The 17,067-nt window shown below is 62.4% G+C and carries 15 protein-coding genes; all 15 read right to left on the reverse strand.

Annotation, left to right across the window (positions count from 1 at the left end):
- Positions 1-6: 6 nt before the first annotated feature.
- The 15 genes from V5F26_RS15075 to V5F26_RS15145 all read right to left on the reverse strand — a co-directional run bounded on the left by V5F26_RS15075 (position 7) and on the right by V5F26_RS15145 (position 17,049).
- A complete protein-coding gene (locus V5F26_RS15075; RefSeq protein WP_394946332.1) occupies positions 7-2,040 on the reverse strand; it encodes a site-specific DNA-methyltransferase in 2,034 nt (677 codons plus the stop codon).
- Positions 2,037-3,986, reverse strand: a complete 1,950-nt coding sequence (locus V5F26_RS15080) for a GmrSD restriction endonuclease domain-containing protein (RefSeq protein ID WP_394946333.1) — start codon at positions 3,984-3,986, stop codon at positions 2,037-2,039. Before V5F26_RS15080 ends, V5F26_RS15075 begins: the two co-directional genes overlap by 4 nt.
- The gene (locus tag V5F26_RS15085) at positions 3,983-4,768 is read right to left on the reverse strand and encodes a DUF4391 domain-containing protein (RefSeq protein ID WP_394946334.1); all 786 of its coding nucleotides are present in this window, start codon (positions 4,766-4,768) and stop codon (positions 3,983-3,985) included. The genes V5F26_RS15080 and V5F26_RS15085 overlap by 4 nt, the downstream gene beginning before the upstream one ends.
- Complete coding sequence (locus tag V5F26_RS15090) at positions 4,765-7,977, reverse strand: helicase-related protein (RefSeq protein ID WP_394946335.1); 3,213 nt, start codon at positions 7,975-7,977, stop codon at positions 4,765-4,767. The genes V5F26_RS15085 and V5F26_RS15090 overlap by 4 nt, the downstream gene beginning before the upstream one ends.
- A complete protein-coding gene (locus V5F26_RS15095) occupies positions 7,974-8,186 on the reverse strand; it encodes a ribbon-helix-helix domain-containing protein (protein WP_394946336.1) in 213 nt (70 codons plus the stop codon). The genes V5F26_RS15090 and V5F26_RS15095 overlap by 4 nt, the downstream gene beginning before the upstream one ends.
- Before the next feature lie 288 nt (positions 8,187-8,474).
- The gene (locus V5F26_RS15100; protein ID WP_394009350.1) at positions 8,475-8,705 is read right to left on the reverse strand and encodes a DUF2274 domain-containing protein; all 231 of its coding nucleotides are present in this window, start codon (positions 8,703-8,705) and stop codon (positions 8,475-8,477) included.
- Position 8,706: 1 nt separating this feature from the next.
- Entirely contained in the window at positions 8,707-9,930 is a 1,224-nt protein-coding gene (locus tag V5F26_RS15105) for a TraB/TrbI/VirB10 family type IV secretion system protein (protein ID WP_394946337.1), read from the reverse strand.
- Entirely contained in the window at positions 9,927-10,979 is a 1,053-nt protein-coding gene (trbG, locus tag V5F26_RS15110; RefSeq protein ID WP_394946338.1) for a P-type conjugative transfer protein TrbG, read from the reverse strand. Before trbG ends, V5F26_RS15105 begins: the two co-directional genes overlap by 4 nt.
- Positions 10,976-11,659, reverse strand: coding sequence for a conjugal transfer protein TrbF (gene trbF / locus V5F26_RS15115; RefSeq protein WP_394946339.1), 684 nt, complete (start codon positions 11,657-11,659; stop codon positions 10,976-10,978). The genes trbG and trbF overlap by 4 nt, the downstream gene beginning before the upstream one ends.
- Before the next feature lie 2 nt (positions 11,660-11,661).
- On the reverse strand, positions 11,662-12,984 hold the full coding sequence (trbL, locus tag V5F26_RS15120) for a P-type conjugative transfer protein TrbL (protein WP_394946340.1): 1,323 nt from the start codon (positions 12,982-12,984) through the stop codon (positions 11,662-11,664).
- 2 nt (positions 12,985-12,986) lie between these two features.
- Positions 12,987-13,256 carry a putative entry exclusion protein TrbK-alt gene (trbK-alt, locus tag V5F26_RS15125; protein ID WP_394946341.1) on the reverse strand — a complete coding sequence of 90 codons (270 nt, stop codon included), beginning with the start codon at positions 13,254-13,256 and terminating at the stop codon, positions 12,987-12,989.
- A gap of 10 nt (positions 13,257-13,266) precedes the next feature.
- A complete protein-coding gene (gene trbJ / locus V5F26_RS15130; RefSeq protein ID WP_394946343.1) occupies positions 13,267-14,025 on the reverse strand; it encodes a P-type conjugative transfer protein TrbJ in 759 nt (252 codons plus the stop codon).
- On the reverse strand, positions 14,022-16,460 hold the full coding sequence (trbE, locus tag V5F26_RS15135) for a conjugal transfer protein TrbE (protein WP_394946344.1): 2,439 nt from the start codon (positions 16,458-16,460) through the stop codon (positions 14,022-14,024). The genes trbJ and trbE overlap by 4 nt, the downstream gene beginning before the upstream one ends.
- A gap of 14 nt (positions 16,461-16,474) precedes the next feature.
- Positions 16,475-16,756: a VirB3 family type IV secretion system protein gene (locus V5F26_RS15140; RefSeq protein WP_394946345.1), complete on the reverse strand. Its 282-nt coding sequence runs from the start codon at positions 16,754-16,756 to the stop codon at positions 16,475-16,477.
- Positions 16,756-17,049 (reverse strand): TrbC/VirB2 family type IV secretion system protein, encoded by a 294-nt coding sequence (locus V5F26_RS15145; protein ID WP_394946485.1) that lies wholly within the window; start codon positions 17,047-17,049, stop codon positions 16,756-16,758. Before V5F26_RS15145 ends, V5F26_RS15140 begins: the two co-directional genes overlap by 1 nt.
- Positions 17,050-17,067: the final 18 nt, after the last annotated feature.

Here is a 17,067-nt window from a genome sequence, read left to right on the forward strand (position 1 = left end):
CCGTCCTCACAGGCTACGAATGTCGGCGATGCCGGCCTGATTCAGGATCGCGGCCATATTGGTCTTGGCAATGTCGTCGGCGAAGCCGGTGTCCTTGAACACGACGCGTGTGTTGCGCGCGTTTTTGTCTTCCGCCGTCGGCGCAAGAAATTGCCACCAGCCGACAATGCCTGCCGCCAGCTCCTCGACGACGTCTTTGGTCAGTCCGTCCTCCAAACAAACAATCAACGTTCCAGCTCCGATGGAATGAACCATCTTGCCGGCCATCGTCTTCGTCTCAATCGGCACACAGAGATCGAGGCCGAGTTTGAGCAAAAGCTCATAAAGCACGTCCTGCTCCTTACGCCCCTGAATGAGGTGCTCGGCATTCTTCAGAAGGCTGTCTTCGAGATCGGAGGCGTCAGGTTCCCACGCGCGGATGTTTGACGACGCGAGCTTAAAGACGCGAAACCCTGCGTCACCGTTGAACGACGGATTGGTCTGTTTGATATACACGGCCGCTCGACGAACTCGCTCCTTGGTCAATTCAGCAATGTTCGCCGCCCTACAATTTTCCTCGCAAAATTTCGCGGCAACCTCTTGCGTTTTACTCGAAGCATCAAGGGGCTCCGGCAGTTGGACGAGGACGAAGTTCCTTGAGCCGCCATCCGCTGCGTTCTGCGCCATTACAGCGTGAGCTGTCGTGCCTGAGCCAGCGAAGAAATCCATAACCGTATCGCGTTCAGAAGTGGCTCCTTCAACGATTTTCCGAATGAGGTATACCGGCTTTGGGAAGTCAAACGGGGAGCTTTCAAAAAGGGTGGCAACCTCGCTTTTTGCGTTCTGATAGTTTATCTCGCTCTCGTTCCAGATCGTCTTCCATTTTATTGAGCGAATAGCGCCATTCTCGTCATCGATAAATTCACGCTGATAAACATCCCATTCGTTGCGCCCAGAAATAAACACGCCCTCCAGCCGATCTAGGCGTTCGCGGGCGGTTTCCGGCCCCCACTCCCAACGCCCATCCTCTCCGGTTGATTTGCGCGGATACACTTGCTCCGAAAAGATTGAACTTCTCTCTAGGGACACCTTTCGGCTTTCCGGATCGACATATATTGGAAAATACATGTTCGGGCGGTCTATCCGACGAGAAGCATTTCCCCGATGCCGAAGTCCACGAATGCGGTAACGGCGACCGTTTGGAAGCGTGTATTCGTACTGCTCTTGCTGCTGCTCGCTCAGCGCCTGCCCAATCAAGCCAACATCATCCATGCTCCGCGAGTATCCTACAAGATACTCATGGCTTGTGGCGACTAGTTCGGATTGCTTTCCGCGCGGATTACTCTGAACTGCGATTTGGCAAAGGAAGTTCTCCTCGCCAAAAATCTCGTTCATAACAGAGCGTGTCGATAGTATTTCCGTATCATCAATAGAAATAAATATAAGCCCATCCTCTCTCAGAAGGCTTCGAGCGAGCCTAAGGCGCGGGTAAATCATATTTAGCCACGCGGTATGAAAACGGCCGGAACTTTCCGGATTCGATGTCGTCTTGCGCCCTGAAACAATTTGGTTCGTAAGCTCCAAATAATTCTTTATATTGTCTTGAAAATCGTCCGGATAAACGAAGTCCTTACCCGTATTGTAAGGCGGATCGATGTAAATCAGCTTGACTTCACCGGCGTAGCTCTTCTGCAAAAGCTTCAGAACCTCAAGGTTGTCGCCCTCGATCATCAGGTTGCGCGTCGTGTCCCAGTCGACACTTTCTTCCGGGCACGGCAGCAGCGTCCCCGTCGACGGGGTCAGAGCGATCTGCCGAGCGCGGCGCTTGCCATGCCAATTGAGCCCATACTTCTCCTCGCGCTCGTCCACAGAGCCGCCAAGCAACGCCTTCAGCACCTCGAAGTCGATCTTCCCTTCGGTGAAGGCGTCGGGGAACAGGGACTTCAGCACCTCGACGTTGCCGGAGATGATATCGGCGCTCTTTGTCTCGGGGCTCTCGGCATCAAGTTTCTTCATTTTTTCCAACTCAATCAGGTGCAAACGAGGCATGGCAGCGGTCACGCCGCTTCCAGGTGCAGAATTTCGGTTTCGACATAGGTCCGGAAATCAGCCAAGGACGTGAAGCAGCGGAAACCCGCCTTGCTCGCCAGGGCGAGAATTTCCGGGCCTTCATTGAGCAACACGGCGATCGGAGCGCTCAAACCAGGCTGCAGACCGTCCGGCCACGCCATATCGAACAACGCCTTCTGCGCGCCCGTGACCGGATCGGCGTAGTCGAAGCCGAGCAGGCCACGCGGCAAGCCTTGGCCGTCGACCCAATCGTTGAGAGCTTCGAGTTCGGCTTCCTCGACCTCGCTCGTGATGCCGCCCATGGCCTGCGCCTCGGCCTCCGCCACCGGCGCCGCCGTACCGAGCCAGCACGTATCGCCATGGAGCAAATCCTCGAAGCGCCGGTTCGCCTCTTCAGCCAGCAACGCCTTGCGGGCTTCGAGAAAATCGAGGTAGCGCTCGATCTTCCACAGGGCGGGATCGGCCGGTATCCACTGCGACGCCAGCGCGCCGGGATGCCGCGCCTCGACCTCCGGGAAATACTCCTCCGGCAAACGATCGCTGATGTTGAGGTTCGTGTCCTTGGTCAGGAAGCAGAAATTGCCAAGCGCGTTCACGTCGGCCCGGCGGTGTTTCAGCTTGTAGAGCTGCGCCTTGGGGAAGATATGATGGACCTCCAGGCGGCTCATTTTCCCGAGCAGGCTGGCGCGCAGAGGCAAGCCCGTCCCCCAATCCCGCGCCTCGCCCATGCGGGTCAGCATGTAGAGCACCGGATAGAAGCGCGCGCCGAGGCTCCAGCCGGTGAAGTGCCCGGCTTCGACCCGAAGCCCGCCATGCCAGAGCCGAAGCTGTTCCAGCAGCGTGTCCAGGCTGCCGTTCGGCCCTTCGAGGGCGGCCAGATCCTGATCGATGAAGGTCTCCGTCGATCCCGAAAAGCGCCCCCACATGCCGGCCTGCGCGAACCAGAACAGGAGTTTGTCACGCTCCTTGGCGTCCAGCGCTCCCTTCGTCTTGTCCATGTAGCGCACCATGACCGGCACGCCGAAGCGGCCGAAGAACACCTGGTCATGATCGAGCCCGAGGCGCCCGGCGATGAAATTCAAGCTCGCGTCGATGTGTTTGCTGGCGCGCTTCAAGCCATCCTGAATGTCGAGCGCGCCCTTGTCGTGGAGATAGCTGAACTTGGCCTCTCCGGTCAGGACCGTGTTGACGGAGCGTAGCAGCCAATCGAGGTTGAATTGGTAGCCGGCGGCCGTCCATTCCTTCAGCTTGGCCTTCATGGAGTCGCGCGCTTCCGGCCATTCGGCACAGATCTTCGCGAGCGCCAAATCACCCTTCGACAGCTTGGTGCCGCCGCTGTTCACCCGGTTGAAAATATCGACGACGACATCGAGGGTCTTGTCCTGGCCGGTGACCTCCTCGACATGCAGGTCGATCTCGGTGACGCCAAGCAGAGCGCCAAGGCGGCCGACATAAGCGCCGACATTCGCCACATGGGCGGGATCGGCGGAAAGCTGAGCGATCAATGCCCCCAGCCCGGCGTTCCCCGCCTTCATCAGGGCGGTCACATCGATCCATAGCGGATCGTCCTGCATCTTGACCGGCTGGTAGAAGGCGAAAGTCTCGGTCTGCAGATGGAAACGCAGGCCGCTGAAGGCCTGGGCGTTGCCGTCGAAAAACTTCGGAGGCTGTCCACGCACGACGCCATAGAGCGAGGTCATACGCTGCTGGCCATCCAGCAAGAGCTTGACGATGCCTGCCGCGATCGGGCCGTCGCCGCGATGCGCGGCCGTTTTAGCCTCCGTTGCCCACACAAGCAGGCCACCGACTGGATGCCGACGGTACAGCGAGTCGAACAGGCCGCGAACCTGATCGCGGTTCCAGACATAGCCACGCTGGAATTCAGGCAGCGCCATGTGCCCACTGTCAATATGGTCCAGGATCGTGGAAATCTTCATTCGCCATCCCCCAACATCGACCGCTTGGCCCGATCGATGGCGGCTTCGACCGCCTTGATTTTCTGATTTAAATCAACCCGTTGACTAATCTGTTTGGCGCGGCCCGCCTGCGCCCGCAACTGTGCTATCTCGCGCAAAAGCCGAGCGTGCTCTTCCAGCGCGGAGCGACGACGATCAATCCGATCGGCTTCATTGGCGAGGATGAATTGGCCCGAGACGCGCGCCGCGTTCAGCGCCTCGATCCGAACCAGCCACCCATTGTACACCGCCGATAGATCGCGTGCGGGTTGCTGTGCAAGTGCCAGGCTTTCCAGGAATGACTGTTCCATCGCGGTAGGGGCGTCCGGATCAATCTCGCCCGCTATCACGAGACGCTCCACCACCACCTTGTTTCCTTCGCTCTGCGCCGCTCGCTTGGGGGCGACCGACAAGGCCCCACGCGAGCCGGATAGTGTGATCAGCAGGACCGGATACGGAATGGCGCGATGAATGAGTTCGGTGAGACGGGCCGAACGGGCCTCGGGGCGAAGCGTCGCGGATAGGACCGCAATCTCCGAATAGTTCCGGCCTTCGTCCACGAAGGCGGGTATGGCGACGGTATTGGGCTTGAGCGCGGCGATCCACTGCATCTCTTCGATGCCGTCTTGGATGGCGCGCTTGTCGGCCGTCGTTGGCGCTCCTTGCTCAAGCAGCGCCTTTTTCGGCACGCGCATGTCAAGGCGCGCTCCCGGCGGCAAGTCCAAAGCCGAAATGATCGGGTCGGTCGCCACCACCTCCGTCATGGCGTCACGTCCGCCGCCGGAGCCAGAGCAACCAGGAATGCAACGACCTCGAAGTCATTGATGCCGGCGAACTCACCCTTCACCGCGTGGGTGCCACCCATTTGGAACAGGCTGGCAACCGCTCGCTCCTCACGTTTGCCGACAATGGTGCCGACAGCGCGGGCCAGCAGCTTGCGATAGGGTTCCATGTCTCGACCAGCACGTGTCGCCTTGTCGAACCGCCCACAAGCCGCTTGGTCCGCCTGGTCGCGACCGAGGCTGAGCTTCTTCAGACGATCGAGCACCTGCTTGGCCTGCGTGTAGGGAAGCAGGACTTCTCCGTCCTCTCCGACATGAACGACGTAATGCGGCGCCAGCGGATAACCCGGCTCGGCGACGGAGGAAGCCGCGTCGCCGACGGCCCGCAGGCAGAAGATGACACCCGGCGGCACCGGATTCTCCCCCTCGTCGGGAGCCTCAGTGACCGCGTAGGTGCCGAGCGGCAACGCGTCTAGTCGATCCCGATTGGCCCCGAGATAACTGGCCAGATCGATCCGAAAATCGTTGAGCGTGAGGTCCGCGATAGAGACGCCACTGGACAAGTCTTCGAGATCGATCACAGCGTCCTGCAGCTTCTGAAGCTGCGCGCGACGGTATTCCAGATCGTTCATCTCGTTGCCCGCTTGGAACTCGATGACGTTCTCCTCGCCGGTAGCCGACACATCCAGAAGCATCATGCGCCCGCTGACGCGGGATTCGAGGTCAAGATACTCGTCCAGCTCCATATTCGGCCAGAAATTGACCAACTGAATTCTGGAGTTTCGGGAACCAATCCGGTCGATGCGGCCAAATCGTTGGATGATCCGCACGGGATTCCAATGGATATCATAGTTGACGAGGTAGTCGCAGTCCTGAAGATTCTGACCTTCCGAAATACAGTCCGTGGCAATCAGAAGATCGATTTCTCCCTCAGCGACAAGCTCTGCTGGCCGTTCTTTGGACCTCGGAGAGAAGGCGCTCAGAATGCTGCTCATGTCCCCGCGAACGCCCGGCAATGTGGTCTTATTCGCCCCAGCGCCGGTAACGACCGCGCTATGTAGATCGAGCGCCGAGCGCGCCCAATCGGCCAACTCGCGGTAGAGATAGTCCGCCGTATCGGCGAATGCCGTGAACAGCAAAATCTTCCGGTTATCCGGGTTTATCGGATTGCGGACTTTTTCAACGATCAACCGCTTGAGCGCAGCCAACTTGGCATCGCGCTTGGGGATAACAAGACGCGCGGCCGATAGAAGCGCCGCCAAGCGTTCATGGTCCTCGACGAGATCCTGTCGCCAGCGAATGCGGTCAACGTCCTGGAGAAGCACCTTGACCTTTCGGCCGACCAGCAGCGGCTCGAATGCGGGATCGTCCACATCCACGTCGTCAATCGGGATTTCCTCGATCGAGTCGTCATGGGAGTCGATTTTGGTGAGCAGAGCATCAACGTCCGCGAGTTGGCGTTCGATGGTCAAGGAGAACGACGCGACTGAACTCTCCATGCGCTTCAGGATATTCACGCGTAGGAGATGGATGAGGCTTTCCTCGCGATCAAGCTGCCGGAAAAACTGATCGCCACCTCTAATCTTCGTACTGTACTTCTCGTCATACGCCGCCTGCTTATGTGGCAGCACGTATCGCAGTGGCGCGTAGGCGCCGAGAGTAAGGCGCCGGATCTCGTTGTTGACCTCGCGAATAGGCCGAAACTCACCCGTAAGGTCAACGTCCGCCTTGATGTTCACCGGCGGCAGCCGGTCAGGAAACTGCCCCGTTTCCTCGACCCCATAATAACGTTGCACATGCTTGCGCGATCTGGCGATCGTCAACATGTCGAGCAGCTTGAAGTAGTCAAAGCCGAGCATGTCCATAAGCTTTGCGGGCCGACGCTCACTTTCCGGCAGGTCGAGCCAACGATTGAACTGGCCTTGCGCCTTACGGATTGTCGCCTCGATGCTTGGAATGCCATTGGCCGCAAGAGCCACGTCATTCCCTTCTGTTACAAAAGCGATTTGGTTCTTGAGGTCGGCAAGACGGTTGTTGACCGGCGTTGCAGACAGCATCAGTACCTTGGTCTTCACCCCCGACAGAATGATCCGCTTCATGAGGTGGTCGTAGCGGCTGTCGCGGTCCTTATGGGTCGGCTTATTCCTGAAGTTGTGCGACTCGTCGATGACCACGAGGTCGTAGTTGCCCCAGTTGACGTGGGCAAGATCGATGTCGCCGGATACACCACCATCGCGCGACAGATCCGTGTGGTTCAAAACGTCATAATTGAACCGATCTGAAGCCAGAATGTTACGGCGGTCATTTGCTTTATAGAGGGTCCAGTTATCACGGAGGCGCTTTGGGCAAAGCACGAGAACGCGATCATTGCGCAGCTCATAGTACTTTATGACTGCCAGCGCTTCGAATGTCTTTCCGAGGCCAACACTGTCAGCAATAATGCAGCCGCCGATCCTCTCCAATTTGTCGATCGCACCCACGACTCCATCGCGCTGGAAGCGAAACAGCTTCTTCCACACGACGGTGTTTCGAATGCCGGTCGCCGACTTGATGATCCGCTCTTCGTCAAGCTCATCACCCAAGTCCTTGAAGACCTGATAGAGGATCTGGAAATAGACGAGCGATGGCGCGCGCTGCGAGGCAATTTCCTCCAACGCGTTCAGAAAGTGGGCCTTTGCCGATGGGCTCGCCTCAATGTCCTCCCAGTTCGAGCGAAACCATTCGGAAAAATCAGCAGTCTCGGCATCGGACTCGGTTGCCTGAACCAATCCCAAGCGACCGCTCGGAGTGACACCCAGACCATCGGACGTGAATGAGCATGTCCCGACCATGGCCCGGCGGAAGTCGGGTTTGCCGTTGACGAGTACTAGCGACTGTGGCGGTGTTCGACGTGCGTGCCGAATCTCAACCCGCTTCCGCGCCCATTCGGCGACGAGGCGGGCGAGCCAACGCCCTTGAAGTTGTCCCCGGAAGACGATGTCAGCTTCACCGCCGAGAAGGCTGGGAAGAACGGAACTGGCGTCTCCCAGCAACAGCCGGCATCGCTCGATCCGATCGAGAACGCCTCGAAGCTCGGCAAATGCAAGCAGTGAAAAGGACGGGGAAACGATGTCTATGAGGGCGCCCTGATCCAGCCATTCGCGCAATCTGTCGATGGCACGGTCCGTCCCGCTGTTCCTAATAAGCCTCATGCCTCACCACCCTTCCGAGGGGGTCTAGACATAGACGATGGGCCACGGGCTTCGGACGAGCTTTCGATGAATTGTCGGATCGCTTGGCGGATGACCCACGAAACCGAAGCGTCCCTCGATAGCGCGATCTGGCACAGAGTCTGATAATCTTGTTCTTCCAGACTCACGGTCAGTCGCGTTGCCTTGCGCGGACGCTCGTTCATTTCCATCCCCACGGTTCCTCATATCAACCTACCGGCTCACGCATCAGACTTCAACAAAGTGATGCACTTTTCACCAGAAGGGTGCCCGAAGCCGTGCTGCATGGGCTGAACAAGATGACCCGAAGCGCGAATGGAAGTGTTCGGCACTCGTATGGGGAATGCTGCAACCGGACACGCTTTTCCGGTAAGGCACTTTATCTAAAGCTCTTTTCCGAAGCGGATGCTCCGAAATACCGAAAATGCGTGCACGCCGAAAGCGAGGGCTGCGATGGTTCGGCGGCCCACATTAATTTCTTAATGGGGGTCAGGCCTGCCCCGCCGCGCCTTTGCAAATCCCCGGTCCGTTGCCATGAACCGCTCCAGCATGGGTACGATCAGACGAACGGGATCGGCGGCGACTTGTCCTCCCTCCCGCCCGAGGATTTCTGCATAGGCGGTCAGGTCGCGATGGAGGCTCGCCGGCAATTCCAGCGTGACCTTCACCGGCTTGTCGTCGGCGATCGGACCGAGTTTCAGCTTTGCCATGTCAGCCTCCGTAGGGCTCAAGAACGAGATCGCGGGTGACGATCACGCGGACGGGGAAGCCCGGCCGGATGGTCAGAGTCGGCGCGATGTTGAGCTGGCGCTGCACGATCTGCTGACCGGTCTGATTGATGCTGTCGGATGCGCCGTTGCGCAGGGCGCGGATGATGTCGCTGTCATTGCTCGATGATCCAGATTGAGCACCAACGCTGAGCAGCGTCGACAGCGCTGCGGCCTTGAACAGCTCGCCCCAATGGTAATCGACGCCGTCTTCGAGCCCGGCATAGCCCTCGGCGTCTGCACCTGGCTGGCGCTCCAACACGATCGAGCGGCCATTGGGGAAGATCAGCCGGTTCCAGACCAGCAGCACGCGGCGCTGACCGAAGCCGACGCCATTGTCGTACTGGCCGATGATCCGCGTGCCCTGCGGCACGAGCAGGATGCGCCCGGTCGGGCTGTCATAGACGTTCTCTGTCACCTGCGCTGTGATCTGGCCAGGCAGATCGGAGCGGATGCCGGTGATGAGTGCCGCCGCGATCACCGCCCCGGCCTGAAGCACATTGGCCGACGCAGGTGCCGCGACGCGATCCGGTGAGACGGTGCGCTTGTCGGGTGCCTGGTTCAGAAACGCGAGCTGGCGCTCCTGCGCGGAAGGCGTCGCCGGCTGTGGTGCGAGCCCGAGGCTGGCGAGGTCCATCTGCGCCGAGACCGTCGCTTGCGGCTGCGCGACAGCGGCGTTGGTTGGCCGCGTCTCGGACGCAGCAAAGAGACGTGCCGTCCGCGCGGCCTCCAGCTCCTGAATGCGTCGCTGCTCCTCCTGACTGATCCCCGGATTGGGCGTCGCGATCCCCGGTGTCGGCACCGGCTGGCCGGCATTCTGGGCGCTGAGGATCGGCCGGCCGAGGTCGCCCGGCAGCGGCGGACCGAGCTTCGGGATACCGGCATAGTCCTTCGGCAGGGCGGCGAGTCCATCCGGCGTCGTTCGGTTGTCGGTCGAATAGAGCTCCTCGTTCGTCTTGCCGCCGTGCCGGGTTTGAAGCGCGTAGATCAGGGTGCCGCCGATACCAGTGCCGGCGAGCAGGCCGAGGGCGAGCAGCACCTTTCGAGACAGGCGCGTCACGCGCGGCGGTTCGGGCCGCAGCCGCATCGGCGCAACCGGCTCTCCGGTCAGCGGCCGGGCATCGTCGTCCGCGTCCGGCTTCTGACGATCGGGGTCAATCTCGCTCACGACGCCGGCCTCCCGTCGGTACGGGAGATGCGAACGCGCTTCTGGTTCTTGTCGGCGCCGAAGCGCAGCTCGGCGGCGGCGAACAGCCGGTCGACGATCATGTAGTTGTCGCGCACCCGGTAGTTCACCAGTTCGGACGTGTCACCCTCGGGACCGACGACGAAGAGCGGCGGCATCTCGCCCTGGCCGATGCCGCGTGGGAACTCGATGAACACCTGACGGCCATCGTCGAAGGCACGCAGCGGCCGCCATGGCGCACGATCGCCGGTCACCTCGTAGCGGAAGTTGACGCGCGAGAGATCGATGCCGGTCGCCACCGGCTGGATGGCTTGCGCTTCCGCGTTCTGCCGCCGTAGCGCGATGAGCTGATCCTGCGGATACTGCCAGGACACCGAGGCCATGTAGGTCTTCTCGGTCGAGCGCAGCTCCATGTGGTAGGTGCGCGCGTTGGTGTTGATGACGAGGTTGGTCATCAGCTCGGGCCGCGTCGGCTTGACGAGGATATGAACCTGCTTGGTGGTGCCGGCACCGCTCTCGGTGTCACCGATGATCCAGCGTACCGTATCGCCAGCGGCGACGGGCCCGGAGCCGACCAGCGTTTCGCCGGACTGCAAGGCGATGTCGGTGATCTGCCCCGGCGCGGTGTAGACTTGATAGAGCGCGCCATCGACGAAGGGATAGACTTGGATGGCGTTGATGAAGCCGTTCCGGACCGGCTGCATCCGCGCGGCGGCGTTGGCCTCATTCACCCGCGCGGCGGGGTCCGGCAGCTCGGGCGTCGCCTTGCCGTCCTTGCCGACTGGCTTCAGTTGACCGGGCAGCGGCAGCGGCTTCGGCAATTCCACCACCCGAACCGGCGCCGGGGGATCGGCGGTCTGAACCGCAGGCATCGCATCGTCATAGGAGATTTCCGGCGGCTTCTGCGCCGTGGCGCAGCCGGCGAGCACGGATGTGCAAGCCAAGAGAAGCGGCAAGGCGGATTTACGGAAAGCCTGAGAACTGCAGGTGAGGAAAGCCGGCCTCCCGGCTTCACGGAAGGTCGGCGTCATTGGGTCAGCTCCTTCGACCAGTTTATGGCGGTGACGTAGATTCCGAGTGGGTTGGCCCGGAGCTTTTCGGCGTCGCGCGGCACCTGCACGACGACGGTCAGAATGGCGGTCCAGCGCTCGGTGGAGGCGAGCGAGCCGTCCTGATAGGTCCGCTGGACCCAAGCGACGCGGAAACTGTCGGGCGACGCACGGATGACGCTCGAGACATCGACGGCGATCTGCGTCTTGCCAACCTTGGTGAAGGGGTCGTTGGCGCGGGCGTAGTCGTTGAGCGCCAGTGCTCCGGCCTGTGTGGTGAAATCGTAGGCCTTGAGCCAGTTCTGACGGACGATGATCGCGTCGGCCGGGATCGAGCGAACCTCTTCGATGAAGCGCGCAAGATGGAAGGCGATCTGCGGATCGGTTGGCCGATAATCGGCGGTTGCCGGCGCGACGGCCTGCGCTGCCCCGAGTTTGTCGACCTGCACCACCCACGGCACGACCGAGCCACTCAGCGATTGCCAGACCAAGGCGGCGGAGAGACCCGCCGACAAGGCCAGCGATCCGAAAGCCATCAGGCGCCAGTTCTTCGCCTGCACACGAGCCGAACCGATGCGGTCGTCCCAGACTTGGGCGGCGCGCTGATAGGGCGTCTCGGGTTCGGGAGATTTGCCGTAATGCGCGGCGGGTCGTTTGAACATGGTCAGTTGCCTTCGGAGAGATTGACGGAAGCGCCGCCGCCATGGCTGTCACCGGACTTGACCGCATGGGCGGCGGCCTGGACGCCGTGTGACATCGCCTGAGAGCGCTTCATGCGCTTGGCCCAAGCGGGCGGGCCGTCAGTGGTTGCGGACGAGGACGCGGGGGCATCGGAGGCACCGCTGTCGCCGACGGGCGATCGGCCGCCCGCCTCGAAGCTCTCCCTTATCGACGCGGCGGCGCGCCGGAACGGGCTGGCGATGGCCGAGCCGAGTTTGGAAGCACCGGTGCCGGCGACATTGCCGAGACCCGCTGCCACGCCTGTCGCGCCAGTATGTCCGGCCGCGCCGAGGCTGTAGGCAGACGATGCTCCACCTGCGAGCGCCGCCCCACCACGCGCTGCCGCGGCAGCGCCTCCTGCCAATGCCGCGCCACCAGAGGCGGCGATACCGACCGCCGCGGCACCCGCCATCGCCATGCCGCCGGCGGCGAGTCCGGTTCCGATCGCCGCACCGGCGCCGAGTTGCGGCCCTCCGGAGACGAGGCCGTTGGCGATGCCGGGACCGAAGATGCCGAGGCCGAGCAGCGACAGCGCCGCCAGCACGATCGCCATGGCGTCGTCGATGGTCGGCGTCGCACCGTTGAAGCCGGCGGTGAACTCGGAGAAGAGCGTCGAGCCGATGCCGATGATGACGGCGAGCACCATCACCTTGATGCCCGACGAGATCACGTTGCCGAGCACCCGCTCGGCCATGAAGGCGGACTTGCCGAAGAGGCCGAAGGGGATCAGCACGAAGCCGGCGAGCGTCGTCAGCTTGAACTCGATCAGGGTGACGAAGAGCTGGACGGCGAGGATGAAGAAGGCGAGCAGGATCAGCGCCCAGGCGAACAGCAGGCAGGCGATCTGGATGAAGTTCTCGAAGAACGACACCCAGCCCATCAGATCCGAGATGGAGTCGAGCAGCGGCCGTCCGGCATCGAGGCCGGTCTGCGCCACCTTGCCGGGACGCATGAGATCGCTGACCGAGAAGCCGGTGCCGGACGCCTTCAGGCCCAACCCTGCGAAGCTTTCGAAGACGATGCGCGCGAGGTTGTTCCAGTTGCCCATGATGTAGGCGAAGACCCCGACGAACAGGGTCTTCTTGATCAGCCGCGCGATGATGTCGTTGTCGGCGCCCCAAGACCAGAAGAGTGCGGCCAGCGTCACGTCGATGACGATCAACGTCGTGGCGATGAATGCCACCTCGCCCTGCAACAGGCCGAAGCCACTGTCGATGTAGCGGGTGAAGACCTCCAGGAAGTGGTCGATGACGCCGGAGCCGCCCATGGTCAATGCGCCTCCGGTGACGTGGTGCCGAGGAACCGGTCGCGGTTCTCCGCCCATGCCTTGAGGCAGGCCACGTCGCGGCCGGCGGCCTCGCCCATGTCGCGACACTGCCGGAGCGTGGCGCGCAGCGGCTCGGGATCGCTACCGTGAGGACGGTTGACGGTGCGGATCTCCGTTGCTTCTTCCTTACGGGTCAGCTCGATCACCGAGGCGGTGATCGCCACCGCTACGAAGGCGACGACGCCGATGCGTGCGAGGGTCTTGCCGTCCATCGCCGCGCCCTCAATTGCTACCGTAGAACATCTTGGCCGAGCCGGGCTGATAGCCCGTGCCCGGCGTCAGGAAGCGGCGACGCTGCTCGCGACCTTGCTCAGCTGCGGCCGTCCGCTCGGCATCGCTGAGCGCCTGCGCCCGGCCGTTTGCCGCGACCACCGCCGTGAGGTCGGCGAGCTGCTGTGCCTGGAGTGCGAGAAGCTGATTGCCGGCCTGCGTCGCCTGGAGCGCGCCGGTCGCCGACTGGCTGGCGCCGACCAGCGTCGACATCTGCGCGCGATTGGTGTCGATGTTGCCGACGACGCCGGCCTGCACGCGCATGGCGTCCTGCAGACCGCCCACGGTGTTCTGCCAGCGCGAGCGGGCATCGGCGACGAGCTGCCGGTCCGACGCCGACATCGAGGCGGTCGAATATTTCTGCTGGAAGGCCCGGTCGATCTGCTGGACGTCGAAGGCGATGTTCTGCGCCTGCCCCAGAAGCTGTTGCGTCCGTTGCACGGACTGCTGAAGCTGCTGGAGCGACGAATACGGCAGGCTCGCCAGATTGCGGGCCTGATTGATCAGCATCTGCGCTTCGTTCTGAAGCGAGGTGATCTGATTGGTGATCTGCTGGAGCGCGCGGGCGGCCTGAAGGACGTTCTGCGCGTAGTTCGACGGGTCGAAGACAATGATGGCGTGCGCCGGCATCGGCAGCATCGGTGCGACAGCGACGGAGGCGGACAGCAAGGCGGCGGCGAAGCGCGCCGCGCGCGAACGGCGCAGGGTCATGGGCGGATCTCCAGATTGGTGAGGTCGGGAATGAGGTCGGCGGCCCAGCCGGCACCGCGATGGCGCAGCCAGGCGTCGAGGAAGCCGTCGCGGCCGTGTTCGGCAACGATCTTCGCGATGGCCGCCTGATCGGTCTTCGAGGACGCGGCGCAGAGGGCCAGCGCCACGTCCGACAGGCCCAGCTCGAACAACCGATTGCCGCGTCGCGACTGGCAGTAGTAGTCGCGCTTGGGCATGGCCCGCGCGATGATCTCGATCTGGCGGTCGTTGAGACCGAAACGGCGATAGATTGCGGTGATCTGCGGCTCGATTGCCCGCTCGTTCGGCAGCAACAGCCGGGTCTGGCAACTCTCGATGATGGCGGGCGCGATGGCGCTGCCGTCGATGTCGCTGAGTGACTGCGTGGCGAAGATGACGCTGGCGTTCTTCTTGCGCAGCGTCTTCAGCCATTCGCGAAGTTGGCCGGCGAAGCCCTCGTCATCGAGCGCCAGCCAGCCCTCATCGACGATGATGAGCGACGGCGATCCGTCGAGCCGGTCTTCGATGCGGTGGAAGAGATAAGCGAGAACCGCCGGAGCGGCGTCCGTGCCGATCAACCCTTCGGTCTCGAAGGCTTGGCAACTGGCCGTGCCGAGATGCTCGCTCTCGGCGTCGAGCAACCGGCCCCATTCTCCGCCGATGCAGTACGGGCGGAGCGCCTGCTTCAGGTCGTTCGACTGCAACAAGACACAGAGGCCAGTGATCGTGCGTTCCTCGATCGGTGCCGAGGCGAGCGAGGTCAACGTGGTCCAGATGTGCTCCTTCACCTCCGGCGTGATGGCGACGCCCTCGCGGATGAGGATGGCGACGATCCAGTCCCCGGCCCAGGCGCGCTCGGCGGTCTCCTCGATGCGCGCGAGTGGCTGCAGGCTGACGGAGGTTTCCGATCCGTCCGTCAGACCGCCGCCGAGATCGTGCCAGTCACCAAGCATGGCGAGCGCGGCGGCGCGGATCGAACCGCCGAAATCGAAGGCGAAGACCTGAGCCCCGGCATAACGGCGGAACTGCAGGGCCATCAGCGCCAACAGCACCGACTTGCCGGCGCCGGTCGGGCCAACCACCAGTGTGTGGCCGACATCGCCGACGTGAAGGGAAAACCGGAACGGGGTCGAGCCTTCGGTCTTGCCGAAGAGCAAGGGGGCGGCACCGAAGTGCTCGTCCCGTTCCGGCCCCGCCCACACGGCACTGAGGGGGATCATGTGGGCGAGATTGAGTGTGGAAATCGGTGGCTGCCGGACGTTGGCATAGACATGCCCCGGCAGGCTGCCGAGCCAGGCGTCGACCGCGTTGATGGTTTCGACCATCGCGGTGAAGTCGCGGCCCTGGATGACCTTCTCGACTAGCCGCAGCTTCTCGTCGGCAACTCGAGGATCAGCGTCCCACACGGTCACCGTCGCGGTGACATAGGCGATGCCGGCATAGTCAGCGCCGAGTTCCTGAAGCGCGAGATCGGCGTCCGCCGCCTTGTTTGAGGCATCTGTATCGACCAGCACGGATTGCTCGTTGGTCATCACCTCCTTGAGGATCGCGGCGATCGACTTGCGCTTGGCGAACCATTGCCGCCTGATCTTCGTCAGCAACTTCGTCGCGTCGGTCTTGTCGAGCAGGATCGCGCGGGTGGACCAGCGATACGGGAAGGCGAGCCGATTCAACTCGTCGAGCAGGCCCGGCGTGGTCGCGGTCGGAAAGCCGATGACGGTCAGGACGCGCAGGTGCTGCGCTCCCAGCCGCGGTTCCAGCCCGCCGGTGAGCGGCTGATCGGCCAAGAGCCCATCGAGATACATCGGCGTCTCCGGCACGCGGACGCGATGGCGATGCGTGGACACGCAGCCGTGCAGATAAGTCAGTGTCTCGCCGTCATCGAGCCAGCGGCATTCCGGCATGAAGGCTTCGATGAGATGCAGCAGCCGGTCGGTGCGGTCGGCAAAGCTGGCCATCATTTCGTGCGCATTGATGCCGGCCTTCTCGCGCCCCTCGTAGAGCCACGTCTCAGCACGCGCGGCGTCCTCGGCCGGCGGCAGGTAGGCGAAGGTCAGGAAGTAGCTTGATTTGAAATGGCTCCCCGCTTCTTCGAAGTCGGCTTTCCGCTCGGCATCGACCAAGGCCGAAGCAGCATCGGGAAAACGGCTGGCGGGATAAACGCCCGCTGCATGGCGTTGTGCCTCGACGAAGATCGCCCAACCGCTCCCGAGACGGCGGAAGGCGTTGTTGAGGCGACCGGCTACGGCAACCAGTTCGGCGGGCACGGACGAATCCAGATCGGGACCACGGAAGCACGCCGTGCGTTGGAAACTGCCATCTTTGTTGAGCACGATGCCGGCGCCGACCAGTGCCGCCCAGGGGAGAAAATCGGCGAGCCGCCGGTTACGGTTGCGATATTCGGCGAGGTTCATCATGGCCGCGCTCCCCTTCAGACCGAAAGGTGCGTGGGGATGCGCAGATGCCGGCGACCGACCTCGACAAAGAGCGGGTCGCGCTTTGCCGCCCACACCGCCGCGAAGTGCCCGATCGCCCAGATGGCGATGCCGACCAGCCAGAGACGCAAACCAAGGCCCACCGCGCCGGCGAGTGTGCCGTTCATGATCGCGATGGCGCGCGGCGCGCCGCCGAGCAGGATCGGTTCGGTCAGCGCCCGGTGAACCGGCACGGTGAAACCCGGTACTTCGCCGCTCTGGTCGCCGACGCCCGCCATCAGACCAGCGCCCCGCCGCCGAACGAGAAGAAGCTGAGGAAGAACGAACTTGCGGCAAACGCGATCGAGAGGCCGAAGACGATCTGAATCAGGCGACGGAAACCACCCGAGGTGTCGCCGAACGCCAGCGCCAAGCCCGTCGTGATGATGATGATGACGGCGATGATCTTGGCAACCGGGCCTTCGATCGACTGCAGGATCTGCTGCAGCGGCTGTTCCCACGGCATCGAAGAGCCGGAGGCATAGGCGGGCACCGTCAGCGCCAGGCTGAGCGCGACGATGGATACGGTCATGGCGAGGCGTTGGCGCGC

This window comes from Xanthobacter variabilis, from assembly GCF_043831965.2.
Lineage (GTDB): Bacteria > Pseudomonadota > Alphaproteobacteria > Rhizobiales > Xanthobacteraceae > Xanthobacter.

Excerpts from the sequence above, each read along its gene's own strand:
- trbJ (WP_394946343.1), bottom strand. The coding sequence starts at position 14,025 with ATGACCCTGCGCCGTTCGCGCGCGGCGCGCTTCGCCGCCGCCTTGCTG.
- V5F26_RS15100 (WP_394009350.1), bottom strand. The coding sequence starts at position 8,705 with ATGGCAAAGCTGAAACTCGGTCCGATCGCCGACGACAAGCCGGTGAAG.
- V5F26_RS15140 (WP_394946345.1), bottom strand. The coding sequence starts at position 16,756 with ATGGCGGGCGTCGGCGACCAGAGCGGCGAAGTACCGGGTTTCACCGTG.
- V5F26_RS15090 (WP_394946335.1), bottom strand. The coding sequence starts at position 7,977 with ATGAGGCTTATTAGGAACAGCGGGACGGACCGTGCCATCGACAGATTG.
- trbK-alt (WP_394946341.1), bottom strand. The coding sequence starts at position 13,256 with ATGGACGGCAAGACCCTCGCACGCATCGGCGTCGTCGCCTTCGTAGCG.
- trbE (WP_394946344.1), bottom strand. The coding sequence starts at position 16,460 with ATGATGAACCTCGCCGAATATCGCAACCGTAACCGGCGGCTCGCCGAT.
- V5F26_RS15145 (WP_394946485.1), bottom strand. The coding sequence starts at position 17,049 with ATGACCGTATCCATCGTCGCGCTCAGCCTGGCGCTGACGGTGCCCGCC.
- V5F26_RS15085 (WP_394946334.1), bottom strand. The coding sequence starts at position 4,768 with ATGACGGAGGTGGTGGCGACCGACCCGATCATTTCGGCTTTGGACTTG.
- trbL (WP_394946340.1), bottom strand. The coding sequence starts at position 12,984 with ATGGGCGGCTCCGGCGTCATCGACCACTTCCTGGAGGTCTTCACCCGC.
- trbF (WP_394946339.1), bottom strand. The coding sequence starts at position 11,659 with ATGTTCAAACGACCCGCCGCGCATTACGGCAAATCTCCCGAACCCGAG.
- V5F26_RS15095 (WP_394946336.1), bottom strand. The coding sequence starts at position 8,186 with ATGGAAATGAACGAGCGTCCGCGCAAGGCAACGCGACTGACCGTGAGT.
- V5F26_RS15080 (WP_394946333.1), bottom strand. The coding sequence starts at position 3,986 with ATGAAGATTTCCACGATCCTGGACCATATTGACAGTGGGCACATGGCG.
- trbG (WP_394946338.1), bottom strand. The coding sequence starts at position 10,979 with ATGACGCCGACCTTCCGTGAAGCCGGGAGGCCGGCTTTCCTCACCTGC.